The organism is Methylobacter sp. BBA5.1 (assembly GCF_000746145.1).
GTDB classification, from domain to species: Bacteria; Pseudomonadota; Gammaproteobacteria; order Methylococcales; family Methylomonadaceae; genus Methylobacter; species Methylobacter marinus.
Map to the genome: position 1 here is coordinate 147967 of NZ_JQKS01000008.1, position 19188 is coordinate 167154.

At 53.8% G+C, this 19188-nt stretch carries 16 protein-coding genes; 7 read left to right on the forward strand and 9 right to left on the reverse strand.

Annotation, left to right across the window (positions count from 1 at the left end; all coding sequences use genetic code 11):
* Positions 1-410: 410 nt before the first annotated feature.
* The 4 genes from EK22_RS07465 to EK22_RS07480 all read right to left on the reverse strand — a co-directional run bounded on the left by EK22_RS07465 (position 411) and on the right by EK22_RS07480 (position 4931).
* Complete coding sequence (locus EK22_RS07465) at positions 411-1088, reverse strand: hypothetical protein (RefSeq protein ID WP_051961753.1); 678 nt, start codon at positions 1086-1088, stop codon at positions 411-413.
* Positions 1089-1324: 236 nt separating this feature from the next.
* Positions 1325-2200: a penicillin-insensitive murein endopeptidase gene (gene mepA, locus EK22_RS07470; protein ID WP_051961755.1), complete on the reverse strand. Its 876-nt coding sequence runs from the start codon at positions 2198-2200 to the stop codon at positions 1325-1327.
* A gap of 173 nt (positions 2201-2373) precedes the next feature.
* Positions 2374-4137 carry an ABC-ATPase domain-containing protein gene (locus EK22_RS07475; RefSeq protein WP_036249469.1) on the reverse strand — a complete coding sequence of 588 codons (1764 nt, stop codon included), beginning with the start codon at positions 4135-4137 and terminating at the stop codon, positions 2374-2376.
* A 398-nt stretch (positions 4138-4535) separates the two neighbouring features.
* Positions 4536-4931 (reverse strand): VOC family protein, encoded by a 396-nt coding sequence (locus EK22_RS07480; RefSeq protein WP_200882570.1) that lies wholly within the window; start codon positions 4929-4931, stop codon positions 4536-4538.
* 248 nt (positions 4932-5179) lie between these two features.
* Here EK22_RS07480 and EK22_RS07485 point away from each other — a divergent pair, with 248 nt between their 5' ends.
* Together EK22_RS07485 and EK22_RS07490 are read left to right on the forward strand one after the other, a co-directional pair.
* Positions 5180-5647, forward strand: a complete 468-nt coding sequence (locus EK22_RS07485) for a KGG domain-containing protein (protein WP_036249471.1) — start codon at positions 5180-5182, stop codon at positions 5645-5647.
* A 304-nt stretch (positions 5648-5951) separates the two neighbouring features.
* A complete protein-coding gene (locus EK22_RS07490) occupies positions 5952-7307 on the forward strand; it encodes a L,D-transpeptidase family protein (RefSeq protein WP_051961757.1) in 1356 nt (451 codons plus the stop codon).
* A 125-nt stretch (positions 7308-7432) separates the two neighbouring features.
* Here the strand turns inward: EK22_RS07490 and EK22_RS07495 are convergent, their stop codons facing one another.
* Entirely contained in the window at positions 7433-7681 is a 249-nt protein-coding gene (locus EK22_RS07495) for a hypothetical protein (protein WP_020160473.1), read from the reverse strand.
* Positions 7682-7770: 89 nt separating this feature from the next.
* Here EK22_RS07495 and EK22_RS07500 point away from each other — a divergent pair, with 89 nt between their 5' ends.
* Together EK22_RS07500 and EK22_RS07505 are read left to right on the forward strand one after the other, a co-directional pair.
* On the forward strand, positions 7771-9249 hold the full coding sequence (locus tag EK22_RS07500) for a NarK family nitrate/nitrite MFS transporter (RefSeq protein ID WP_036249474.1): 1479 nt from the start codon (positions 7771-7773) through the stop codon (positions 9247-9249).
* Between the two features lie 14 nt (positions 9250-9263).
* The gene (locus tag EK22_RS07505; RefSeq protein WP_036249477.1) at positions 9264-10997 is read left to right on the forward strand and encodes a bifunctional protein-serine/threonine kinase/phosphatase; all 1734 of its coding nucleotides are present in this window, start codon (positions 9264-9266) and stop codon (positions 10995-10997) included.
* A 159-nt stretch (positions 10998-11156) separates the two neighbouring features.
* Here the strand turns inward: EK22_RS07505 and EK22_RS25545 are convergent, their stop codons facing one another.
* Positions 11157-11228 (reverse strand): DUF6868 family protein, encoded by a 72-nt coding sequence (locus EK22_RS25545; RefSeq protein WP_332248889.1) that lies wholly within the window; start codon positions 11226-11228, stop codon positions 11157-11159.
* On the opposite strand from EK22_RS25545, the gene EK22_RS07510 reads away from it, so the two are divergent.
* Positions 11227-11739 (forward strand): class I SAM-dependent methyltransferase, encoded by a 513-nt coding sequence (locus EK22_RS07510; RefSeq protein WP_235209244.1) that lies wholly within the window; start codon positions 11227-11229, stop codon positions 11737-11739. The genes EK22_RS25545 and EK22_RS07510 overlap by 2 nt on opposite strands.
* A gap of 277 nt (positions 11740-12016) precedes the next feature.
* On the opposite strand, the gene EK22_RS07515 is transcribed toward EK22_RS07510, so the two are convergent.
* The 3 genes from EK22_RS07515 to EK22_RS07525 all read right to left on the reverse strand — a co-directional run bounded on the left by EK22_RS07515 (position 12017) and on the right by EK22_RS07525 (position 17367).
* Positions 12017-16309: an NACHT domain-containing protein gene (locus EK22_RS07515; protein ID WP_036249482.1), complete on the reverse strand. Its 4293-nt coding sequence runs from the start codon at positions 16307-16309 to the stop codon at positions 12017-12019.
* A 344-nt stretch (positions 16310-16653) separates the two neighbouring features.
* Complete coding sequence (locus tag EK22_RS07520; protein WP_020160466.1) at positions 16654-16860, reverse strand: DUF3565 domain-containing protein; 207 nt, start codon at positions 16858-16860, stop codon at positions 16654-16656.
* A 63-nt stretch (positions 16861-16923) separates the two neighbouring features.
* Complete coding sequence (locus EK22_RS07525; protein WP_020160465.1) at positions 16924-17367, reverse strand: CopD family protein; 444 nt, start codon at positions 17365-17367, stop codon at positions 16924-16926.
* A gap of 233 nt (positions 17368-17600) precedes the next feature.
* Between EK22_RS07525 and EK22_RS07530 the strand changes: the two genes are divergently transcribed.
* Together EK22_RS07530 and EK22_RS07535 are read left to right on the forward strand one after the other, a co-directional pair.
* Complete coding sequence (locus EK22_RS07530) at positions 17601-18410, forward strand: L,D-transpeptidase family protein (RefSeq protein WP_235209245.1); 810 nt, start codon at positions 17601-17603, stop codon at positions 18408-18410.
* A gap of 235 nt (positions 18411-18645) precedes the next feature.
* Positions 18646-18975 (forward strand): hypothetical protein, encoded by a 330-nt coding sequence (locus EK22_RS07535; protein ID WP_020160463.1) that lies wholly within the window; start codon positions 18646-18648, stop codon positions 18973-18975.
* Positions 18976-19188 lie beyond the last annotated feature (213 nt).

The following is a 19188-nucleotide window of genomic DNA, read 5'->3' on the forward strand; positions in this document are numbered from 1 at the left end:
TCATTCGCACTAATGAATACTCTGCAAATTTTCCTCGTTCCCACGCTCTCGCGCACCCTGAAGGACATAAATGGAAACGCATACCGAGCCATAGATCGTGCCGCTCCCAAAACCCGGTATGGGTTCCCACGGAGGACCGTGGGAACCAGGGAAAATTGTAGGTGCGAATTCATTCGCACTAAATGAATACTCTGCAAATTTTACTCGTCAGAACAAGGCCGACTAAGTGCTAGCACGGAAATTTCTTAAAACCGCAGAGATCACCAATACCCATAGCACTCCGGTTGCAAAAAGTGGGCATGGATTGAGATTGCGGAACAAGCTGTCAAAAGCCGCATGGAAACGATGCGGCTTTTGACAGCCCGGGTTCAAGCGACGAGAGTCACTGACGAGGATACAAGCATTGTGAATTAACCGAAGCTCCATTGATCGTCATCCAGATCAACGATTTTCGTCCTGTTTTTTTTCAGCTTCGCGTCCCAATCGATCTTGGCCAGCAGGTAGGCAAAGCAGGTGCCCTTGGAAATACGCACTGACGTTGTACCGGAAGTCGAGCTACCGCCGCCTACCGTCGCCTCGAGTCCTTTGGCGCCGACCGAAAGATCCGCATTAATGTTATTGTCGAACTGATTTGCCAGCGACGCTTCCATCACTACAAACACCTGATGGGCAATTCGCGCATCATTGCCCCATTCGATCAGGCTTTGAAGCTTCTGCGGTGAATTGTTCGCCGCTTTTTTCATATCGTTATTCAAAACGCTGAACTTCACGAGCTTGAGAGAGCCCGACCTCAGTTTGTCGAACGTCGCATCGCCGGATAATTTTACCGGAACGCCCTTGATAATGGCGGAAACCACGGTGTTGAAGGCGCTCTTTGAGGTTTTGCTGAAATCGATGTCAACCGCCGTGGCTTTGGCGACATCAATCTTGGGAACGGGAATCCGGTCCTTGACTTCCAGGTAATTCTGCTTGGTGAGAGGCGTCCGCTTCTCGCCAATGCTGCCTAGTTCCACTTCCTCGGCGTGTCCTCTGAAATAACCCACGCCTCCGAATGTAAGATGATTCTCTGCTACTACTACATTTGCCATATTATTCTTCTTTTAAAAATGATCCGCCGCTCAGTTCGACTGACCTACAGTTGGCGGCCTGACTATAGGCCAAAGGTAAAATAATATGGCTTTAATTATAGACAACCAGAGGCTGAGCGCCAGGCGAGTGCCAAAAAATCAGCCCCCGTTTCTGCCTGCCGCCACCCTAAAAACGCTTGTTCGATCGAACCGTGGTCCATAGCCCTGGCCGCGATCGGCGGCGTCTTCCCGCCGCTTTATTCTTTTAACACCGCCTGACACTGTTCGGGAAGCGCGGGCGCCTTAGCCGGCTTGCGGGCCTTGCCCGAGCGAAGCTGTTCGCGGGCTTCGGCCGAGAACCACCACTCCAGCGAGGCATCGCAGCCGTCGCCTGCGGGAACCGGTTCCTGACTTTGGCATTGGCTGTCGCCGACCGGGCATTTCAGGCGTACATGGAAGTGATCGTCATGGCCCCACCACGGCCGGATTTTCCTGAGCCAGTCGCGCGTTGCGCTGCTGGCGCACAGCTGGCGCTTGACGCCGGCATTGACGAAAATGCGCTCGACCTCCGGCATGCGCGCGGCGGCTTCGAGAATTTTTTCATTGGCCGGCGACCAGTGGCTGGCGTCCACGGCATCCGATTTGACGGCCAGCACGGAAGGCGCGCCCCAGGTTTCGCGCTCATCGAAAGTCAGACTTCTTGCCGCCGCTTCCTGGGACAGCAAGTACCAGATATCCACGTCGAGCCCGGTCTGATGGCTACGATGTCCGGACAGCGTCGGCCCGCCGCGCGGCTGCCCGAGATCGCCGACCAGTAGAACGCCCCACCCCTCGGCGACGGATGTCCGCCCGAGTTTTTCGAGGAAATGAATCAGGTCGGGATGACCGTAGACACGTTTGCGCGACAGACGCATGGTCTGGTAGCCGGTACCGTCCTGAGGCAGCGCCACGCCTCCCCTCAGGCACCCGGCGGTATAGGTGCCGATACTCTGCGCCGCGCCGTCCGTGACTGCGGGCGTGGAGATCCGGGACCAGGCCTTGGCGGCCGATTGCGAGAAGGCGCTACCGGAAAAAATACTCAACGCCAAGAAAAAAAAACCATATTGCTTCAGTGAAAACCGACTCCTGAACACGCCCTTACCCCTTATCAGATCAAATTGAAAATTATAACCCGATGCAACACATAGTCAGCCTTTTATCCCGTTTTCCCCATCGTAGGGTAAGCTCCTTTTTGCCGGGTTTCCGCAAAGCGCCAACCCAGCCTGCCCGCTTCGTGGTGAAATATTCAGGTTAAAGCAAACCGTGTTCAGATCATGCCATCGCAGGGATCGACAATCCGCAACGACCTGATTCGGTTGATGGCGGCGGCCAGTTCGTGTTTGCGCGGCATGGACAGGGTTCCGGGATAATCGGGCGCCAGCACCGACAGGCCGTGCTCGGCGATGTCATCGTAAAGCCGGTCTATCCAGAAGCGGATGGTTTCGGGCCGGCCGGCGGACTGCGTGATTTTATGGCGCAGCGCCAGCAGGCAATAGCCCAGGGCCAATACCTGCGGCGCTTCCGCGATCTGCGCGACGGCCTCCAGATTAACCAGGTCCATGCCGTATTCCAGTTGTCTCGGGGCATGGCGCAAAGGCTTGATGCGTTTGGCCAGGGTCTTTTTCAGGCGCTTGTTTTCATACGCCGGATCAAAATTGCCGGCGGCCAGCCGGCGCGCTGGCGGCCCACCTTCAACCGGCGCATCGTCATCGACGATCGCGCCGAGCCTGGCGCGGACATTAGCGGTGATGTCATGGCAACGGTAATGCGCCATCAGCAGGCAGGTGTCGGCTTTCAGCAGAAAATGCCCCAGGCCGCCGATCACGAAAATCATCGATACCCGCTGTTTTTTCCACAACGTCCGTACCGTGGCATAAAGCGGCCGGATCGGCTCCAGCGAAGGATCAAGCACCTGCTCGATCAGCGCATCGCGCACCAGAAAATTAGTCGCACAGGTATCCTCATCGAACAGCAGCAGTCTCGACCCGGTTTCGACGGCCTCGACGATGGCGGCCGCCTGCGACGTGCTGCCGCTGGCATTGTCCGAGGAAAAATGATCGGTCTTCAGACCGTTCGGCAAGTCGCCGATAAACGGGCTGATGTCCACGTCCTTGATGCTGCGCCCATCCTCGGCCCGGATGAAGAAGGCATCCTCGCGCGTCACGACCCATTCGCGGCCGTCGTCCGGCACATGCGCGTAGACGCCGGCCAAAAGCGCCTGCATCAGGGTCGATTTGCCGTGATAGCCGCCGCCGGTAATGCAGGTGACGCCTTCCCGGATGCCCATGCCGCTCAGCTGGCGGCCGTCCGGCAGCGGGATTTCAACCCGCAGGGCATCAGGTACCTGAAAGGCGATGACGGTCTCGTCCGCGGCCGGCCTGTCGTCGATGCCGCTGCGGCGCGGCAGCCGGGCGCCGTCGGCGATAAAAGCGACCAGCCGATGCTTGCGCATAAACCGGCTGATCACGGTGCGCATTGTCGCCACATCGACAAACCGGTCTAGCAGGATTCTGGCGGGCTGGTCGTACCTGGCGTAAAAAAACGTGGCATCGACGATGGCCGGCAATTCCCGATCAAACATGATCCGCGCCTGTTCGGCGTCGAAAACGCCGCCGCCCGGCCCCTTGGCGGGCAAACTGATCATGAAGCGCAATTCGATGGCGGCCTGATCGATCAACACGCTGTCCCTTGCCAGCATTTTCTGGCTTAACTCGATGGTATCGAACGAACCGCTGCCTTCCTTGCCGCGATTTTGCAGCGCAAACCGGTCGATGTGTTGGCGAAAGCGGCGGATCAGAAAATCGGCGACCGCCAGCTTGCCGTCCCCGGCCTGAAGGTAATTTGCGGGGATGGCGCTGTCACGCCGGCGAACGGTAACCGAAGCGATCGAGGCGGGATGAGCGCCGGGACTGCGCTGCATCCTGATCAGTCCGAGCTTGAAGCCGGGATAATCATAAGCGCCTTGCAATGCCTGTACCTGATGATAAGGCCGATCGGCAAGCGCTGAAATTAACTGATTTAACCGGTTCATAAGCCCGCCCTTGCGCCATTAAGGAACGCGGATGAAATAACTTACTCCAGTGCGCTGATGCATTTCCGGTGTCGGTGCGGATTTACTGGTGCCCTTCAGGGTATCCGCACAGTGCGAATACCCTGAAGGGCACCAGTACCCATAGGGCATAAATGAATTCGCACCTGCAATTCCCTGATTTATTCCATGCCCGTTACTAAGGATGCGGCAATTAATAACTTCTCTGAATTTTGATGAATAAATACCTTTTGTGGGGGCGACTTCAGTCGCCCTGGGCGAATAAATTCGCCCCTACATCCACTCGCGCGCAAACCGGGAAATAATTTACGGACAAATCCTAAGTGGTATTACGCTGCTTCAGTTGGCAAGCTGGAGAAGCAATTTTCCCCGGCCTCGCGTTAACTGATAACGCTCAGGTCCTGAATCAACTCTACGGCATTACCATCAGGATCACGGCAGAATAAAGCCCTGCGCCCCGATTTGCTTAGCGTATAGGTAATATCCCGCGCTTCCAGCAGCTGCTGGACGGCATCCAGATCATTGACCAGAAAAGCCGTATGTCGATCCCGTCCGCCGTGTTCGGGGCGGTTTTCATGACTGTCGGGATTAGGCAATTCGAGCAGATGGACCTGTTGCTCGCCGAGTTGCAGCCAGGCGCCCGGAAACGGCAGATTGGGGCGTTCACAGGTTTTCAGTCCCAACAGGCCGCTATAAAACCCCAGCGCTCTTGTTGTATCGGCCACGATAATACTGACGTGGTGAATTTTCAATTGAATGCGATCAGACAATGTCATCCCCTCCTCTGCACATTAGTTTTTTTTATGGCGGCGATATGGGCCAAAACGCTTATCCGGAAGTATCCGCCTGCCATTTTCTATTCTGCCTTTCGGTGCACGTAGCTGATGTACGCTAGCGTACAGAACTTTTAACGACGGCTGGTATATTTTAACCACTCTTTTTTTATAGAAAAAGAAGGGCATCTGGTTAGTTCCCAAGAGGACGTAACCAATAATCAAAATCTTATGTTTGAGGAGACACAATCATGACTCAGCAAAGAGGTACCAGTTCGGGGCAAGGCTCCAAGTCGGGCCGTGGCTTCGCCTCCATGGATGCGGAGAAGCAACGCGAGATTGCCAGCAAGGGCGGCCATGCCGCGCATCAGAAAGGCACGGCCCATGAATTCACTCCGGAAGAAGCTCGGGAAGCCGGCCGCAAGGGCGGCCAGGTCGCACACGAGAGAGGTACTGCTCACGAATTTACTTCGGAAGAAGCCAGGGAAGCCGGCCGTAAAGGCGGCAAAGCCGCTCATCAGAAAGGCACGGCTCACGAGTTTACTTCGGAAGAAGCCAGGGAAGCCGGCCGCAAGGGCGGTAAAAGCAGCCGCGCCAGCAGCAGCGAGGAAGAAGGCGGTAAGGGTAAAAGTGCTTCCAGCCAAAGCAGTGAGCATATGGCCGAGATAGGCCGTAAAGGCGGTCAACACAGCCACGGCGGCGGTAAACAGAAGCACTAGATCATATAAGAACAATGGCCCTTTGTCGGCAAACCATGCGACAGAGGGCCGATATGACTTTCCGGCGGCGCCCGATTCGGCACTTGTTTTGCCGCCCGGCATTTTCGGGCCGTCTTGTTTGATGGCCATCCGAACCATCAGACAATTTCTCATTCCGGCTTTTACAAACCGCTGGTTATCGGATTAAGCAAAACTTAATCTTTTCTTAATTTAGAGCGGTTAGGCTAACGTTTCACTTGCCTACGCGCGATATTTTCGGCCGCCTCGGGTATCTACAACTATAATCAATAATTTTTTTACATAGATGTTGACCTTAGAAGAAAAAATCCAAATCCGCCCGCCCGCTTCAGGAAAAACCGCCATACGTCCTTTGTCCTTGTCCGCCTGTGTACTGCTCAGCAGTGTTCTGGCCGGTTGTCAGAACATGCCGTTCTCAGGAGCCATGGAAGAACTTTCCCTGTCATCGCCCAAACAGCAGCATATTGCTTCCCACGATTTTCAGCTGACCGATGGCCAGAACATCGTCGGCATGCTGGCGACCATCGATACCCGCGAGAATGACACCCTGCCCGATATCGCCCGGCACTATGGCCTGGGCTACAACGATATTACGATAGCCAATACCCAAATCGATCCCTGGACGCCCCGGCCGGACAGTCGGGTCCTGTTGCCTTTACGCTTTATTCTCCCGGAGGCGCCCCGCAAGGGCATCGTGCTGAATCTGGCCAATATGCGGCTGTTTTATTATCCGCCCGACCAACCGGACACCCTGTTCACTTATCCGGTCGGCATCGGCCGCCAGGGCTGGAGCACGCCGATGGGATCGACCCGCGTCGTCGCCAAGCGCGCCAATCCGACCTGGACCGTACCGGCATCGATACTGCGCGAACATGCGCAAAAAGGCGACCCGCTGCCGAAAGTCGTGCGCGCGGGGCCCGATAATCCGCTCGGCAGCTACGCCATGCCACTGGGCTTTCCCGGTTATCTGATTCATGGCACCAACAAGCCTTACGGGATCGGCATGCAGATCAGCCACGGCTGCGTGCAGCTTTATCCCGAGGATATCGAGGTGCTATTCAATAAAAGCAAGGTAGGAATGCCCGTGCGCATTGTTCATCAGCCTTATCTGACGGCCTGGGACCAGGACATGCTTTATCTTGAAGTGCATGAACCGCTGAAAAAATGGGCCAGGCAAAAACCCAAGCTGAAAAAGAAACTGCTCAAGGATTTGAAGAAAATCAGCACAGCGCAAAACGTGACCATCGACTGGGAGAAAGTCGACCGCATTGTTGAACGCGCGGATGGCGTTCCCACGCCGATACTGGCGGGCAGCCCCGGTATAACGGAGCTGTCGACGGCGGCCGTGCAGTTGGAGCACCCCGATCAGCTGTATGGCCAGCCCGTGGTCGCTGATTTGAAAGAAAGCGACTGGGCTGTGTTGGCGGGCACGTTCGATAATGAAAATGATGCCCAGCAGCTGGCCGTGATGCTGTCGCACCAGGGACCTCCGATACCGGCGCGTAAGATCGAGAAAGACGGGGCTTATCAGGTTATCGCCGGCCCTTTCAAGAATAAGAAGGAAGTCAAAACGGTAGCCCAGCGCATCCATATGGATTTCGAGCTGGATGCCAAGCCTTTGAAACCGGGCGCACTAAACTGACCGGTATCTGAAGGCCATGTCCTTCGCACTGCGCGGATAATACGGCTCTTCATGCTCAGACGGGACGGGATTTACAATCCCGTCCCCAACAATTCCGCAATGACCGCCGGGGCAGGCGAATTTATTCAATCGATACCAAGCGTCCAGAACGCGGCAGCATGCCCCGCCCGGCTGTCAGCCGGCATCGCATATCTTGCAAAATCCGCCGATTCATCACAGATTTGAAAAGGCACACGCTGCGCACCTTGTGTTATTACGGCGTTTGCCGGTGAAAAAACCGGCTTGGCATTCACCGCCTGGTACGCACCAAAAACAGGCGGCACGCCTGTTTTTGGTGCCTGCCCGCCACTTTTCCGCCATTCGTTTTTCCCCAAAAAATACCTGAGCCCAGAGCGGGCGCCGTTCCGCGCGCTTGGCACGCAACGTGCTCTTTCGTGAAGAAATTCTTAACGGAAGACCCATTATGACTTCACAAAATCTAAATCTATTTTCTTTCTCGGGCAAGATCAAAATCCTTCATCTGTCATGGCTGGCCTTTTTTATCAGCTTCGTGGTCTGGTTTAATCACGCGCCGTTAATGCTGGCTGTCGCCGAATCGCTGGACATGAGCCAGACGGATATTAAAACCATCCTGATTTTGAATGTGGCGTTGACGATTCCGGCGCGCATCGTCATCGGCATTCTGGTCGACAAGTTCGGTCCCCGGCGGACTTATTCGGCACTGCTGGCGATCGGCAGCGCGCCCTGCTTTCTGTTCGCCTTTGCCACCAGCTTTGAACAATTGGCGCTGGCGCGCTTTCTGCTGGGCTTTATCGGCGCCGGCTTCGTCATCGGCATCCGCATGGTCGGCGAGTGGTTTCCGGCCCGGCAGGTGGGCATTGCCGAAGGCATATACGGCGGCTGGGGCAATTTCGGCTCCGCCGCTGCCGCCATGGCGCTGCCGACGCTCGCCTTGCTTTACGGCGGCGCCGAGGGCTGGCGCTACGCGATCGCCAGTACCGGCGTGCTCTCGCTGCTTTATGCCGGCATCTACTTTTTCTCGGCCTCGGACACGCCGAAGGGCTCCACTTATTTCAAGCCTAAAAGGGCCGGCGCCATGGAAGTCACCTGCATTTGGGATTTGTTCTTCTATATCGTCATGAACATCCCCCTGTACGCCACCCTGACGCTGCTGACCTGGAAACTGTCGCCGGCCGGCGTGGGCCTGTTGTCGCAGTCCGCGACGTTGGGCATTTATGCCGGCATCTGGCTGCTGTTTATCTACAATGTCTATCAAATCGTCCATGTCAATGAAGGGCACCTGCAGCAGCCGATCGAAGAGATTCATAAATACAAGTTCAAACAGGTCGCCATTCTTGACCTGGCCTATCTGATTACCTTCGGTTCCGAACTGGCCGTCGTATCGATGCTGCCGATGTTTTTCTTCAACACCTTCCACGAATCGCAAGGCGTAACGACGGTGCAAGCCGGCCTGCTGGCATCGGGCTTTGCCTTTATGAACCTGGTAGCCCGCCCCGGCGGCGGCTGGATCAGCGACAAGTTTGGCCGCAAACTGTCTTTAACGCTGTTTATTTCCGGCCTGTCGGTGGGTTATCTTTTGATGTCGCAAATCACCTCGGAATGGTCCATCACCGTGGCCGTCATGCTGACCATGGCCTGTTCCTTCTTCGTGCAGGCCGGCGAAGGCGCCGTATTCGGCATGGTGCCGCTGATCAAGCGCCGTCTGACCGGGCAAATTGCCGGCATGGTCGGCGCCTATGGCAATGTCGGGGCTGTCTTGTTCCTGACCATTCTGTCTTTTGTCTCGCCCGCCGTGTTTTTCATGGTGATCGCCGGCGGCGCGCTGCTGATCCTGGTCGCCGTGCAGTTCATAGATGAACCGCAAGGCCATATGGTCGAGGTTGAGGAAGACGGCACCGTCGCTATTATCGAAGTCAGTTAAGCAGGATGTCGGTTATGTTAGCAGCAACGAAGCTCAGGATCAGTCTGGGTCATGCCAGCGACAAAGGCATCAAAGCCGATAATGAAGACTTCTACGGCGCCCTGGTGCCGGAAGAGCCCCAACTGACCTATAAAGGCATCGCCGTAGCCATCGCCGACGGCATGAGCAGCAGCGATGCCGGCAAGCAGGCCAGCCATTGCTGCGTCGTCAGTTTTCTGGAGGATTATTACAGCACGCCCGATTCCTGGTCCGTCATCCACGCCGGCAAAAAAATCCTCTCCGCCACCAATTCCTGGCTGTACAGTCAGGGGCAGGCCCGCTACGACTCCGTCAAGGGACTGGTCAGCACGCTCAGCATCTGCATCTTCAAATCGACGACTGCGCATATCTTTCATATCGGCGATTCCAGAATCTATCGCCTGCGCAATGGCAATCTTGAACAACTCACCCGCGACCACCGCGTCTGGGTCGGCAAGGAAAAAAACTACCTGAACCGGGCGATGGGCATAGAGCCCCGGCTGGAGGTCGATTATCAGGCGCTGCCGCTGGAAAAAGACGACCTGTTCCTGATGACCACGGACGGCGTGCATGACTTCATCAACGAAAAAGCGCTGAAAAAACTGTTGCTGGAAAATAGCGATTTAACCTTGGCGGCGGAAAAAATCATCCAGCTGAGCGCCGACAATAAAAGCACCGACAACCTGACCTGCCAACTGGTCAGGATCGAGGATCTGCCGCCGGCGCGGGAGGATGAAATTTTGCGCCGCCACACCAACCTGCCCTTCCCGCCGCCGCTACGGCCCGGCATGGTACTGGACGGCTACCGGATTGAAGAGGAGTTGCATGCCAGCAAGCGCACGCAGGTTTATCGGGCTCTGGATATGAAAACCGGCACGCGGGTCGTGCTCAAAACCCCGTCCATTCTTTATGACGACGACACCCGCTACATAGAACACTTTCTGCACGAGGAATGGGCGGGCAAACGGATCAATAACGACCATGTCCTGAAAACCCTCGGCAGCGACCGCGAAAAAAGCGGCATTTACTATGTGACCGAATACCTCGAAGGTCCGACGCTCAGGCAGTGGATGGATGCCCATCCGAAAGCCGACATCAAGGAGACGCGCACTATCATAGAACAGATCGCCAAAGGGCTGCGCGCCTTTCACCGCATGGAAATGCTGCACCAGGACCTGAAACCCGAAAACATCATGTTCGATAAAAACGGCACCGCCAGGATTATCGACTTCGGCTCCGTCAAAATCGCCGGCATCGAGGAAATGACGCCGCTGGAACATGCCGATCCTGCCGATGTGCTGGGCACTCTGAATTACACCGCGCCCGAATACCACCTGGGCCTGCGCGGCAGCGTCAAGTCCGATTTATACTCGCTGGGCGTCATCGCCTATGAAATGCTGAACGGCGCCCTGCCCTACGGCCCGGACATGCCGGAACACCCGGACCCGCCGAGCCTGGCGAAACTGGACTATGTGCCCAGCATTTACCACAACATTATGGTGCCGGCCTGGATAGACGGCGCCCTGAAAAAAGCCACGGCCATCAACCCGCAAATGCGCTATGACGACCTGTCGGAATTCCTGTTCGACCTGTCCCTGCCCAACCCGAAATTCCTGAAGCCGGAAGAGCGGCTGCCGCTCATGCAGCGCAATCCGGTCTCGTTCTGGAAAGGTCTGGCGGCGCTGTTGCTGTTTGCCAATCTGACTTTGTTGTATTTACTGGCGGGTTAACGGTATTAGAGCGTTTATTCATTAGTCGGAAACATTACCTTCAATCATGCGTCGCCATGAAAAATCAGCAGCTGTACGCATCCACACACTAAGCCCGAGCCGGCGGCGCCATTCATGGAAAGGGCGGGCTTGTAAAGCCGTCCCGCTTGAGCCGCGGGCTTATCCGACGATATGCAATGCAACATAGGGAACGAGATTGAAAACCAGGATGGCGATTTTATAAACCGCCATGCCCCAGGCGCAAGACAGAACCCGGGATAAGGCCGCCAGGCTGAATTTCCAGTGTGCCGATCGGATTCGGGACGAGCTGCCCGGCGACGGCTACGATGTCATTCTGGCCATCGATTCGATTTACTTCATGGGCGGCTACAACAAGACGCTGGCCAAGCTCAACACCAAGCTGCGGCCCGGCGGCCGCATGATCATCGCGGCGTTCCAGGCCAAGGAAGAGGGCGATTCCGACACCATCCTGCTGGCCGGCCATACGCGCATGAACGAGGCGTTGCAGTCCCTGTCGTTCCGTTATGTTCAGCACGACTTCACGGCCAACATCCGCAATCACTGGGTAAAGAACTACGAGTTCTCGCGAACGCTGCAATCCGATTTCGAGGCCGAAGGCAACGCCTTCCTGTGCGAGGCCCGCATGGCCGAGAACGGCTGGTTCAAGGACCATGCCGAGTGCGAGACGCTGGTCCGGTTCATGTATATAATCGATCAAAATGCGGGTCTGGCGCGGAGTTGAGCGGATTGATCCTCAGCGAGGCGGGTTATTCAACCCGACTCGAACGTTTGATTGAACTTCCAGTTCAGTTGAATCATCTGGTGCGGGGTATATCTCGCGCTGCTCAGGAGAAGGTCAGCTATGTGCCAATTTAGGACCATCAAGATCCATTCATGAATGTCCGATATGCACCAGTTTTTTCCCTTCACAACTCCACCGATTAGCCAAAATAAAATTTTATGTTAAAACGTCAGCTCTTACTTTTCCCTCTGAGTTAATTGAAAAAATACGTTTCAACTCAGGAATCACTGACCCGCTCTCTTTGAGTCAGATCAATAACAACTACCTCTATAGCCTCAACACCAGGATATTGCCCCGCAATACCTTGCCAATAATTTTTAAGGGCATCGGCTAGTCCATTCAAATTAACACTCCGGCCATTAACCATCCAGTTTTTTTCTAGCCCAAGTTTTTGAGAGACTAATAACATCACGCCACACCCTGCGCTTTCCTCGCGTAAGTAATCGCCCACTAATTGGTTACGCAATCGCTCGCAAAGTTTGGGACCACTCCATACCTTGTCGAGCAATTTGAGTTCTATAGGCACGGGTGAGCGTACATTTGTGTTATCCAACCAGATATCCATGCGTTGGCTATTTGCCAGCTCAGGTTCCTGAGCCGTCACGTATTGGTTTTGGCACTGCTGATTAAGCCAACCGGCAATCAACGTACGAATTTCTGTTTCTTCAGCGGCACGCTGCCAAGTCTTCCAAGCACTGTCGTTTCCACGTTCGAGCCAGTTCTTTAGGTTATGCAGGCGTTGCACAGCCAAATCGAAGAGCTGGCGATGGGTTACGGGCGTAATTGTTTGTGACTGATCGAAAGCATATATCTGCTCTGTTGTCCAAGGTTCTAAATCGCCATCTTCCTCAGCTCGCTGATAGGCCCGTTTTGCCATCCAAGGACGATAATCTGGATCAGGGTGTTCTTCGATCAGCTGTTTGATGGCGGTATAGCTCGCTTTTCCCGGAACTTCTGTTATTAGATTAAACAGCCTATTGCGTGCATCCTGAGCATCATCGCGGAGTTCCGGAGAATACACACTTCCGTTCGCACGGTCGATATCCTCTTTTGTTTGAATGTATCGGTGCATCAGAACGTATAGTGATTTCAGATGTTCCGCTGTGTGGAAGCAACCAAGGTAAGGACCACGATCTCTCGCATGGCTACCGCCCATGAGTGCGGTTATGAATATCTGGGCTGCCAGCTTCGCTTCGTCCTTTGAGAGGTCTACCAACCATCGTTCGACTTCAGGTAAGCTATTGTCCGGATCACAATCGACGCGAAGAGCATGCCAGCGGGCTTTACTGCCCAGATCCTTAGCCTTTACTAACTCTCGGCTAGCCAACTCAACTAATTGGTCTGGTGAGGTTCCACCTTTAGCTAATATCTGAAGGCAATAGTGTTGGTTTGCATTGATTCGTCCCGGGTTGGCCGCTGTCCAATCCAATATTGCGGGCGCGAGCGAGCGATAAAGCCACGGCGCGTGGTAGACGAGATTTTGCAAAATGTAGTGCATAGGCTGATCCGAACCCGTATTTTTAAGTTCCCACAGCAACTCTTTTCTTACCGCCTCTTCGGCTAATTCCGGAAAAGCCAAGTGCATTCGCTCAAACCAACTGGGAAATCCGTTTAACTCCCAAGTGATGTAGCGTAAAGCATGACGCACCTCTGGCTCGCTTAGCTGTCGTGGGAAATCAGCTATCTCGGCAGCTTCTATTTCAAGCCCCGCCATAGCGAATATCAACGCATACGGTATGGAGTTATCTCTTTCTACCTCAGAGCGCAGAGTTGGCACATAGTGCCGCCAATGTTTGATAGCCGCTTCGCGGTACGCTTCAGCGACGGCTTCGCCGAAAACTGGGATCAGTGCTTGCCAATCGACCCCGTCGGAACGGCTAATCATTAAACCTTCGCCACGTATTTCTCGGAGCAACCAAACATGATCCCCAGTCAATTCCCCCGGCTTTAGATTTTCAGGATTACAAATTCGGCCAGGATTTGCACGTAATTCCGCTATCCACCGGTCGCGATTCTGTTTTTGTTGGGCGCTCCTTGCCTCGCATTCTCGCTGATACCTTGCATTTTCTTCTTCGAATTGCTTCTCCAGTTTTGACGCCGGCGGGTGAAGCAGAATATCCAACTGATTTTGCAAGACAGGCTCATCGGCCACAGCGTCTTGCAAACTTACCAGTATGTGTGCTGGCTTGACTGCTTGAAGATAAACCCGAAATGCTGTGCTGAGTGCGATTAACCGATCATCCTGAAGTGTACGAGAACGCATGAAGTCCAGTATTCTTGGTAAGCTCGTAGTATCGAACTTCCAAAAATGGCCAAGCCAGGCCACTGACCAATCATCGGTTAACGGTTCGCTTGATTTAGCAGCCTTATGGAGTCGTGCCTGCTCAATGCTTGCCCAATAGAGAGCGTCGTTAAGTTCAGGCCAATTAGGAACGAGCGCTTGCAAGTTTCCTTTATGCTCGCGGACATCACCTTGTCTCCAGAAACGTAGAGCAGGAACCATCAACATAACAGACAAGCCCGCCGCCCCAAAAGCCACAACACTACGAACTTCAACTAATCTTTCGACAGCATGAGTCGCAAGACTGAGTAGCCATGCGTGGTTCTCGGAAACACGGCATTCTCCACGCTCGACAAAAGGAGGCATTACTAGGTAGCGATGTAACCCATCGATAAGCTGGGTAATAGCCTGCTGGTCTCCATTAACCGGCAACCGTGAGACAAATTCGTGTAGTGAATCCTCAAGACCAGTAACCTTATGCAGTTTGCTAGGCTGAAGCTTCTCCAATGAAATCAGAAGTTGTCTGACGCTGAGTTGGTTAGATTCCGCACCATCAACAACCTCAGTGAGTAAATCATGCGGAATAAGAGCATCAGCTTCGTTTAGCAGCTGCCACAAATTTTGCTTTTGCTCAGCCGCTCCACAGGTCATTATTGCGCGTGCTGACGCTATACGGGCATAAATTTCACGCGAACTATCTAACACTATAGCTATCAGCGGGACTACGCAGTTTTCCATGCCACCTTGCCAAACCAGTCTGCCGAGAAAGAAAATGGCCTCATCATTGTTTTGGTATTCGCGAATAAGCCCCAATGCATCTGCGGAAAGGTCCGGATTCGCAATGCGAGCGATGGCGCTGTTATCTCGTGCAGAACGATCATCTTGCTCAGCAGCAATTCTGCGGACAATTTCGTTCAAAATCTTCTGCCGTTCAATCAAAGGCAGTTTGGATGGATCGCCGCCTTCTACCGTAATTTCAGGAAGTATTTGCAATGCTTTACGACGAATCCCATCGTCAAGCAGAATCAGCCAGGGCAAAATAGGTCTAAGCCTTGGCGCAATGATTTTTTCCCCGTATTGCTCACGAAAAAATAAAGATTCGATCGAATAACGACTGTTACCGTTCTTCAACAGCGTGTCAAACCACTCGGCGGCTAGAAGCTCTCGTACTTCTCGGTGTCGAAATCGCACGGCTCCATAAATGATGTCGTTAAAAATCCCTCGCTCCAGCAGTGCACGCACATCGGAAGGATCCCAATCCGCAAGAACAGATTCGGCCTCAATACCAGGTTTGACCGATGTTGCATCGGGGACATTCAGGCCAGCCTGACCGCTTAGCACAACAGCAGCCGCCAATCGACGCGCACCTTCCTTAGCCCGTCTGAGATTCAGAGGCTGGCGTTGCGCCCGATCACTGTTATGGTTGTCGCATAGCCGCTGGTCAATGTTATGGAGGAGCAGCTCCAAACGACCACCGAGGGCTTTGTCTTCCGCCCATTTAAACAGGATACCTTCGAGATCAAAGGGGCGTTCCGCCAGGCTCCAAAGATTGCCTCGTTCAATTTCCAACAAAAGACGATCAATGTCGCACGCTCCACGAGCCTCGCAAAAGCGCTGGATCCTTTCACTATCCAAAGGGAGCATGGTGTAGATAGTGAGCGCACTTAAGGGCTCAGATTGTCGATCCCCATCGTCATGATTATCCTGCGGTGCAGGAATAAACAGAATTTCATCCAAAAGCCTACGATCTTCCGAAGGACGCCAAGCATAGGGCCGACTGGAAAGGTAGATATGCGCTCTGTGTGCTCCTTTTTTAATGTCTTTGGCAAAACGGCGTAATGCTTTTTCAAAAATCCTCAGATTTTCCAACCTTGCTTCATCGACTGAGTCGAGGAAAAACCAAGCTTCCTCAGTCGATTTCAACCATGTCTGGAATTGCGCTTCCTCTCCTATCTCAAACGCCTCATAGAAATCGGCTTCAATATCTTCGATTCTGATAAAGAAGGATGGTTTACCCTGATCTGAAAGTATGCTTGCCCGATAGCGTAATTCTTCAGTCTTGCCCGCACCCGCTGCCGCTAGAATGACACAGCGAAATTCCTGGTCTAAGTCATCCCAGGTTTTTGGTTTGACATGACCCAAAAATGAGAGAAGTTCATCCTTTTCCGCCTCATCTTGAGTCTTGGGGATTGAGGTAAATTGTCGCTGTAATGAAATGTGCTTTACCATCTAATTCAATTTCGTGTTCTTGGAATAAACGGGAATATAGTTAGAAGATGAAATCCATCAAACAACTACGTTTCATAGTATTACCGATTTTGGTAATTGTCCGGTATTGATCAAGTTCCAGCTACTCAAACAACTGAAGTGTTAGGCAGCAACGGGTCGAACCAAGACAATCAAGCAGTGCCATTTTCGCCGTTGCCAAAGAGGCTATCTTTCGGCACATTTAACTTAATGGCACTTGCGGACGCTCAACGTATGAGTTCAATTCGCGCCCAGTCAAAGCCGTCGCACCTGTAGTGAATTGTCGGGCCCTGCAACGACAGGACCGACAGCCGAAGTATGACGAACTATTGATGATCCGGCGGCGCTCCGGCATCGCACTTCTTGCACTGAAGCTTATCGCCAATGACTGACGCACGGCCTTCCGGCGTAATGACCCAAGGGCGATTAACCCAGGGCGGATCGTGGCGTGTGTGCTGAAAGTGCCCGCACTCAAGCTCAGCCACCCAGTGATTTTCCGCGTCCTGGTGGAAGCCGACGATGCTACGCTTCATAAGCGCCCAATGTTCCCTTCGCCAGTCTGTTCTCGAGGTTTAAACTCGCGCTATGGGCATGAATCATGCGAGGAGTCCCCCTCGAAATGAAACTCCAACAATGACGAACGCCACTGAGGCAATGGTGACCAGAACGATTCTGCGCGCCATTGCGGGAAGGGTTGACGCGCTGAGGTTCGGAATGAGGCGAAACCGTGCTTCTAGCGCGGTGAGGACGGTAACTGCCAGCAATATGAGCTTAAGCATGATGAGCTTGCCCTGAAGCGTGTTCGCGGAAAGCCAGGTGGAGAAGTCGGGCGCCAACAGGTGAGCCATCCAAAGACCGGAGACCACTTGAATGGCCAAGGCTGGCATGCCGATGCGTTCGAACCCTGATTCGAACTCGATCAATATCCTGGGATCTTGCGCTGCCAGCGCGCGAGGAAGAACGGTAGAAGCCAGCACTAAATGCCCGCCGGTCCATACGGTCGCGGCCAGGACGTGACCCAAGAATACGTAGCTGTACATGTGTGCGGCCTAACAAATCAGTTATTTAAACCGGTCCAACATACGTCTTTTCCAGTTTAGCTGTCAAGAACGGAACTCACCGCCAAATTTTCTAAACGGATGCTTTGCACATGCCGCCAGGATGCCTTGCAAGGCCGGCTGTTTTACTCCCGCTTCGACGGGTAAATCCTGAGCTTGCGGACAGATTGAGGGTTGTCTACACTATGCCGATCGCCACTTCATTTCCAGCTCTTATGATGAAATCAACCGCCAAAATCATCGCCGGCCTGACCGTGGCAGGAGCCCTCGGCGCCTGCTCCGGCCACAAGCCTTCCGCCCCTCCCGCCAGCGCCATGGCCGTCAAACCGCAGGTCCAGGCAGGCGCGCGGAAAACCCATGGCATCCCGCCTATCAAGCTGCCCGGTGAGCGGACCGTGGAGGATGTCCTGCAAATGTATGGACCCTACGCAACGAGCAAAGTCAAATCCTATTTCGACAAGGCGAAGGTGAGTTATCCTCCCCGGGAAGTCACCTTCGTCGCCTTGAAACAGGAAATGAAGCTGGAGCTCTGGGCCAGGGACAGCGGCGAGTTCCGCTTCATCCGCGATTATCGCATCCGTGCCGCCAGCGGCGTGTCCGGCCCCAAATTGCGTGAAGGCGACATGCAGGTACCGGAAGGCGTTTACCGGATCGCGGGACTGAATCCGAACAGCCATTTCCACTTGTCGATGAAATTAAATTACCCCAACGAATTCGATCTCTTCCATGCGTGGCGGGAGGGGCGCGCCGATCCGGGGACGGATATTTTTATCCATGGCAAGGCCAAATCCCTCGGCTGCCTGGCCATGGACGATGAAACGATAGAAGAGCTTTTCGTCCTGACCGCACACGTGGGCGCCGAAAATGTGAAAGTTGTGATTGCCCCGCACGATCCCAGAACTTTCCCTCTGAAAGCTGACATCGAAGGGCTCCCGGCATGGACCTCGGAGCTTTATTCGCGGATCTCCCGCGAAATAAAGGCCTTGTCGCCCGGGTCGAAGCCGGTGGCTGCCGCGGGGCTATGATCGCCTGGCTTGGCGTCGCAAGTCGCGATGTAGGCATCGCTCCCACAAGTGCCGCCCGGATTTGAAACTGATTGTCGAGTCGCCCCTACAGCGTCTGTCTCTTCCACTCCTAAAGCACCCCGACGAACGGTTCACTCGCCGCGGCAATCCGGATAAATACCGCCCGTGCGTAATATCAGCTAATAAGCGAATATAATGCCCCTTCCATATTGATAATCGATAATTAAGGAATGAAATGAATAATACATTTTTGATGGTTATAGCGTCTTTATGCATCGTCCTAACCGCGTGCAGTAACGGGAAAAGTGATGAAGACAAGATCAAGTCGGCTTTCCTCGATAGCTGCACAAAACAGCAGAGTTCCACGCGCCCGGCGGAACAGGCTAAATCCTACTGTAATTGCGTGGCCGATTCGGTTTTCAGCAACAGTGATATTTCCAATGAAACCCAAAAACTGATGACTACGATGAGTGACAAGGACAGTAAACTGTATCAACAAAGTGATGCCAAATTGGTCAGGGGCGCGCTTATGTCTTGCTATACCGCCAAGTTTTACAAAAAATAAGAATTAACGAATCATCTAATCCGCTAAATAACCATTAGGTTCATGACGCCCTTCGACTTGACAGTAATGAGCCTAGTACTTAGTCATACTTGATATGTCGGATATTGCCCCCACATCTGTTGCTTTCCCCGTTAATGGAACCGAGAAATTGGCAGCAAAGAAATATATAGTCCGGCTAAGTAAAGAAGAACGTAATGATTTGGAAGGCTTGGT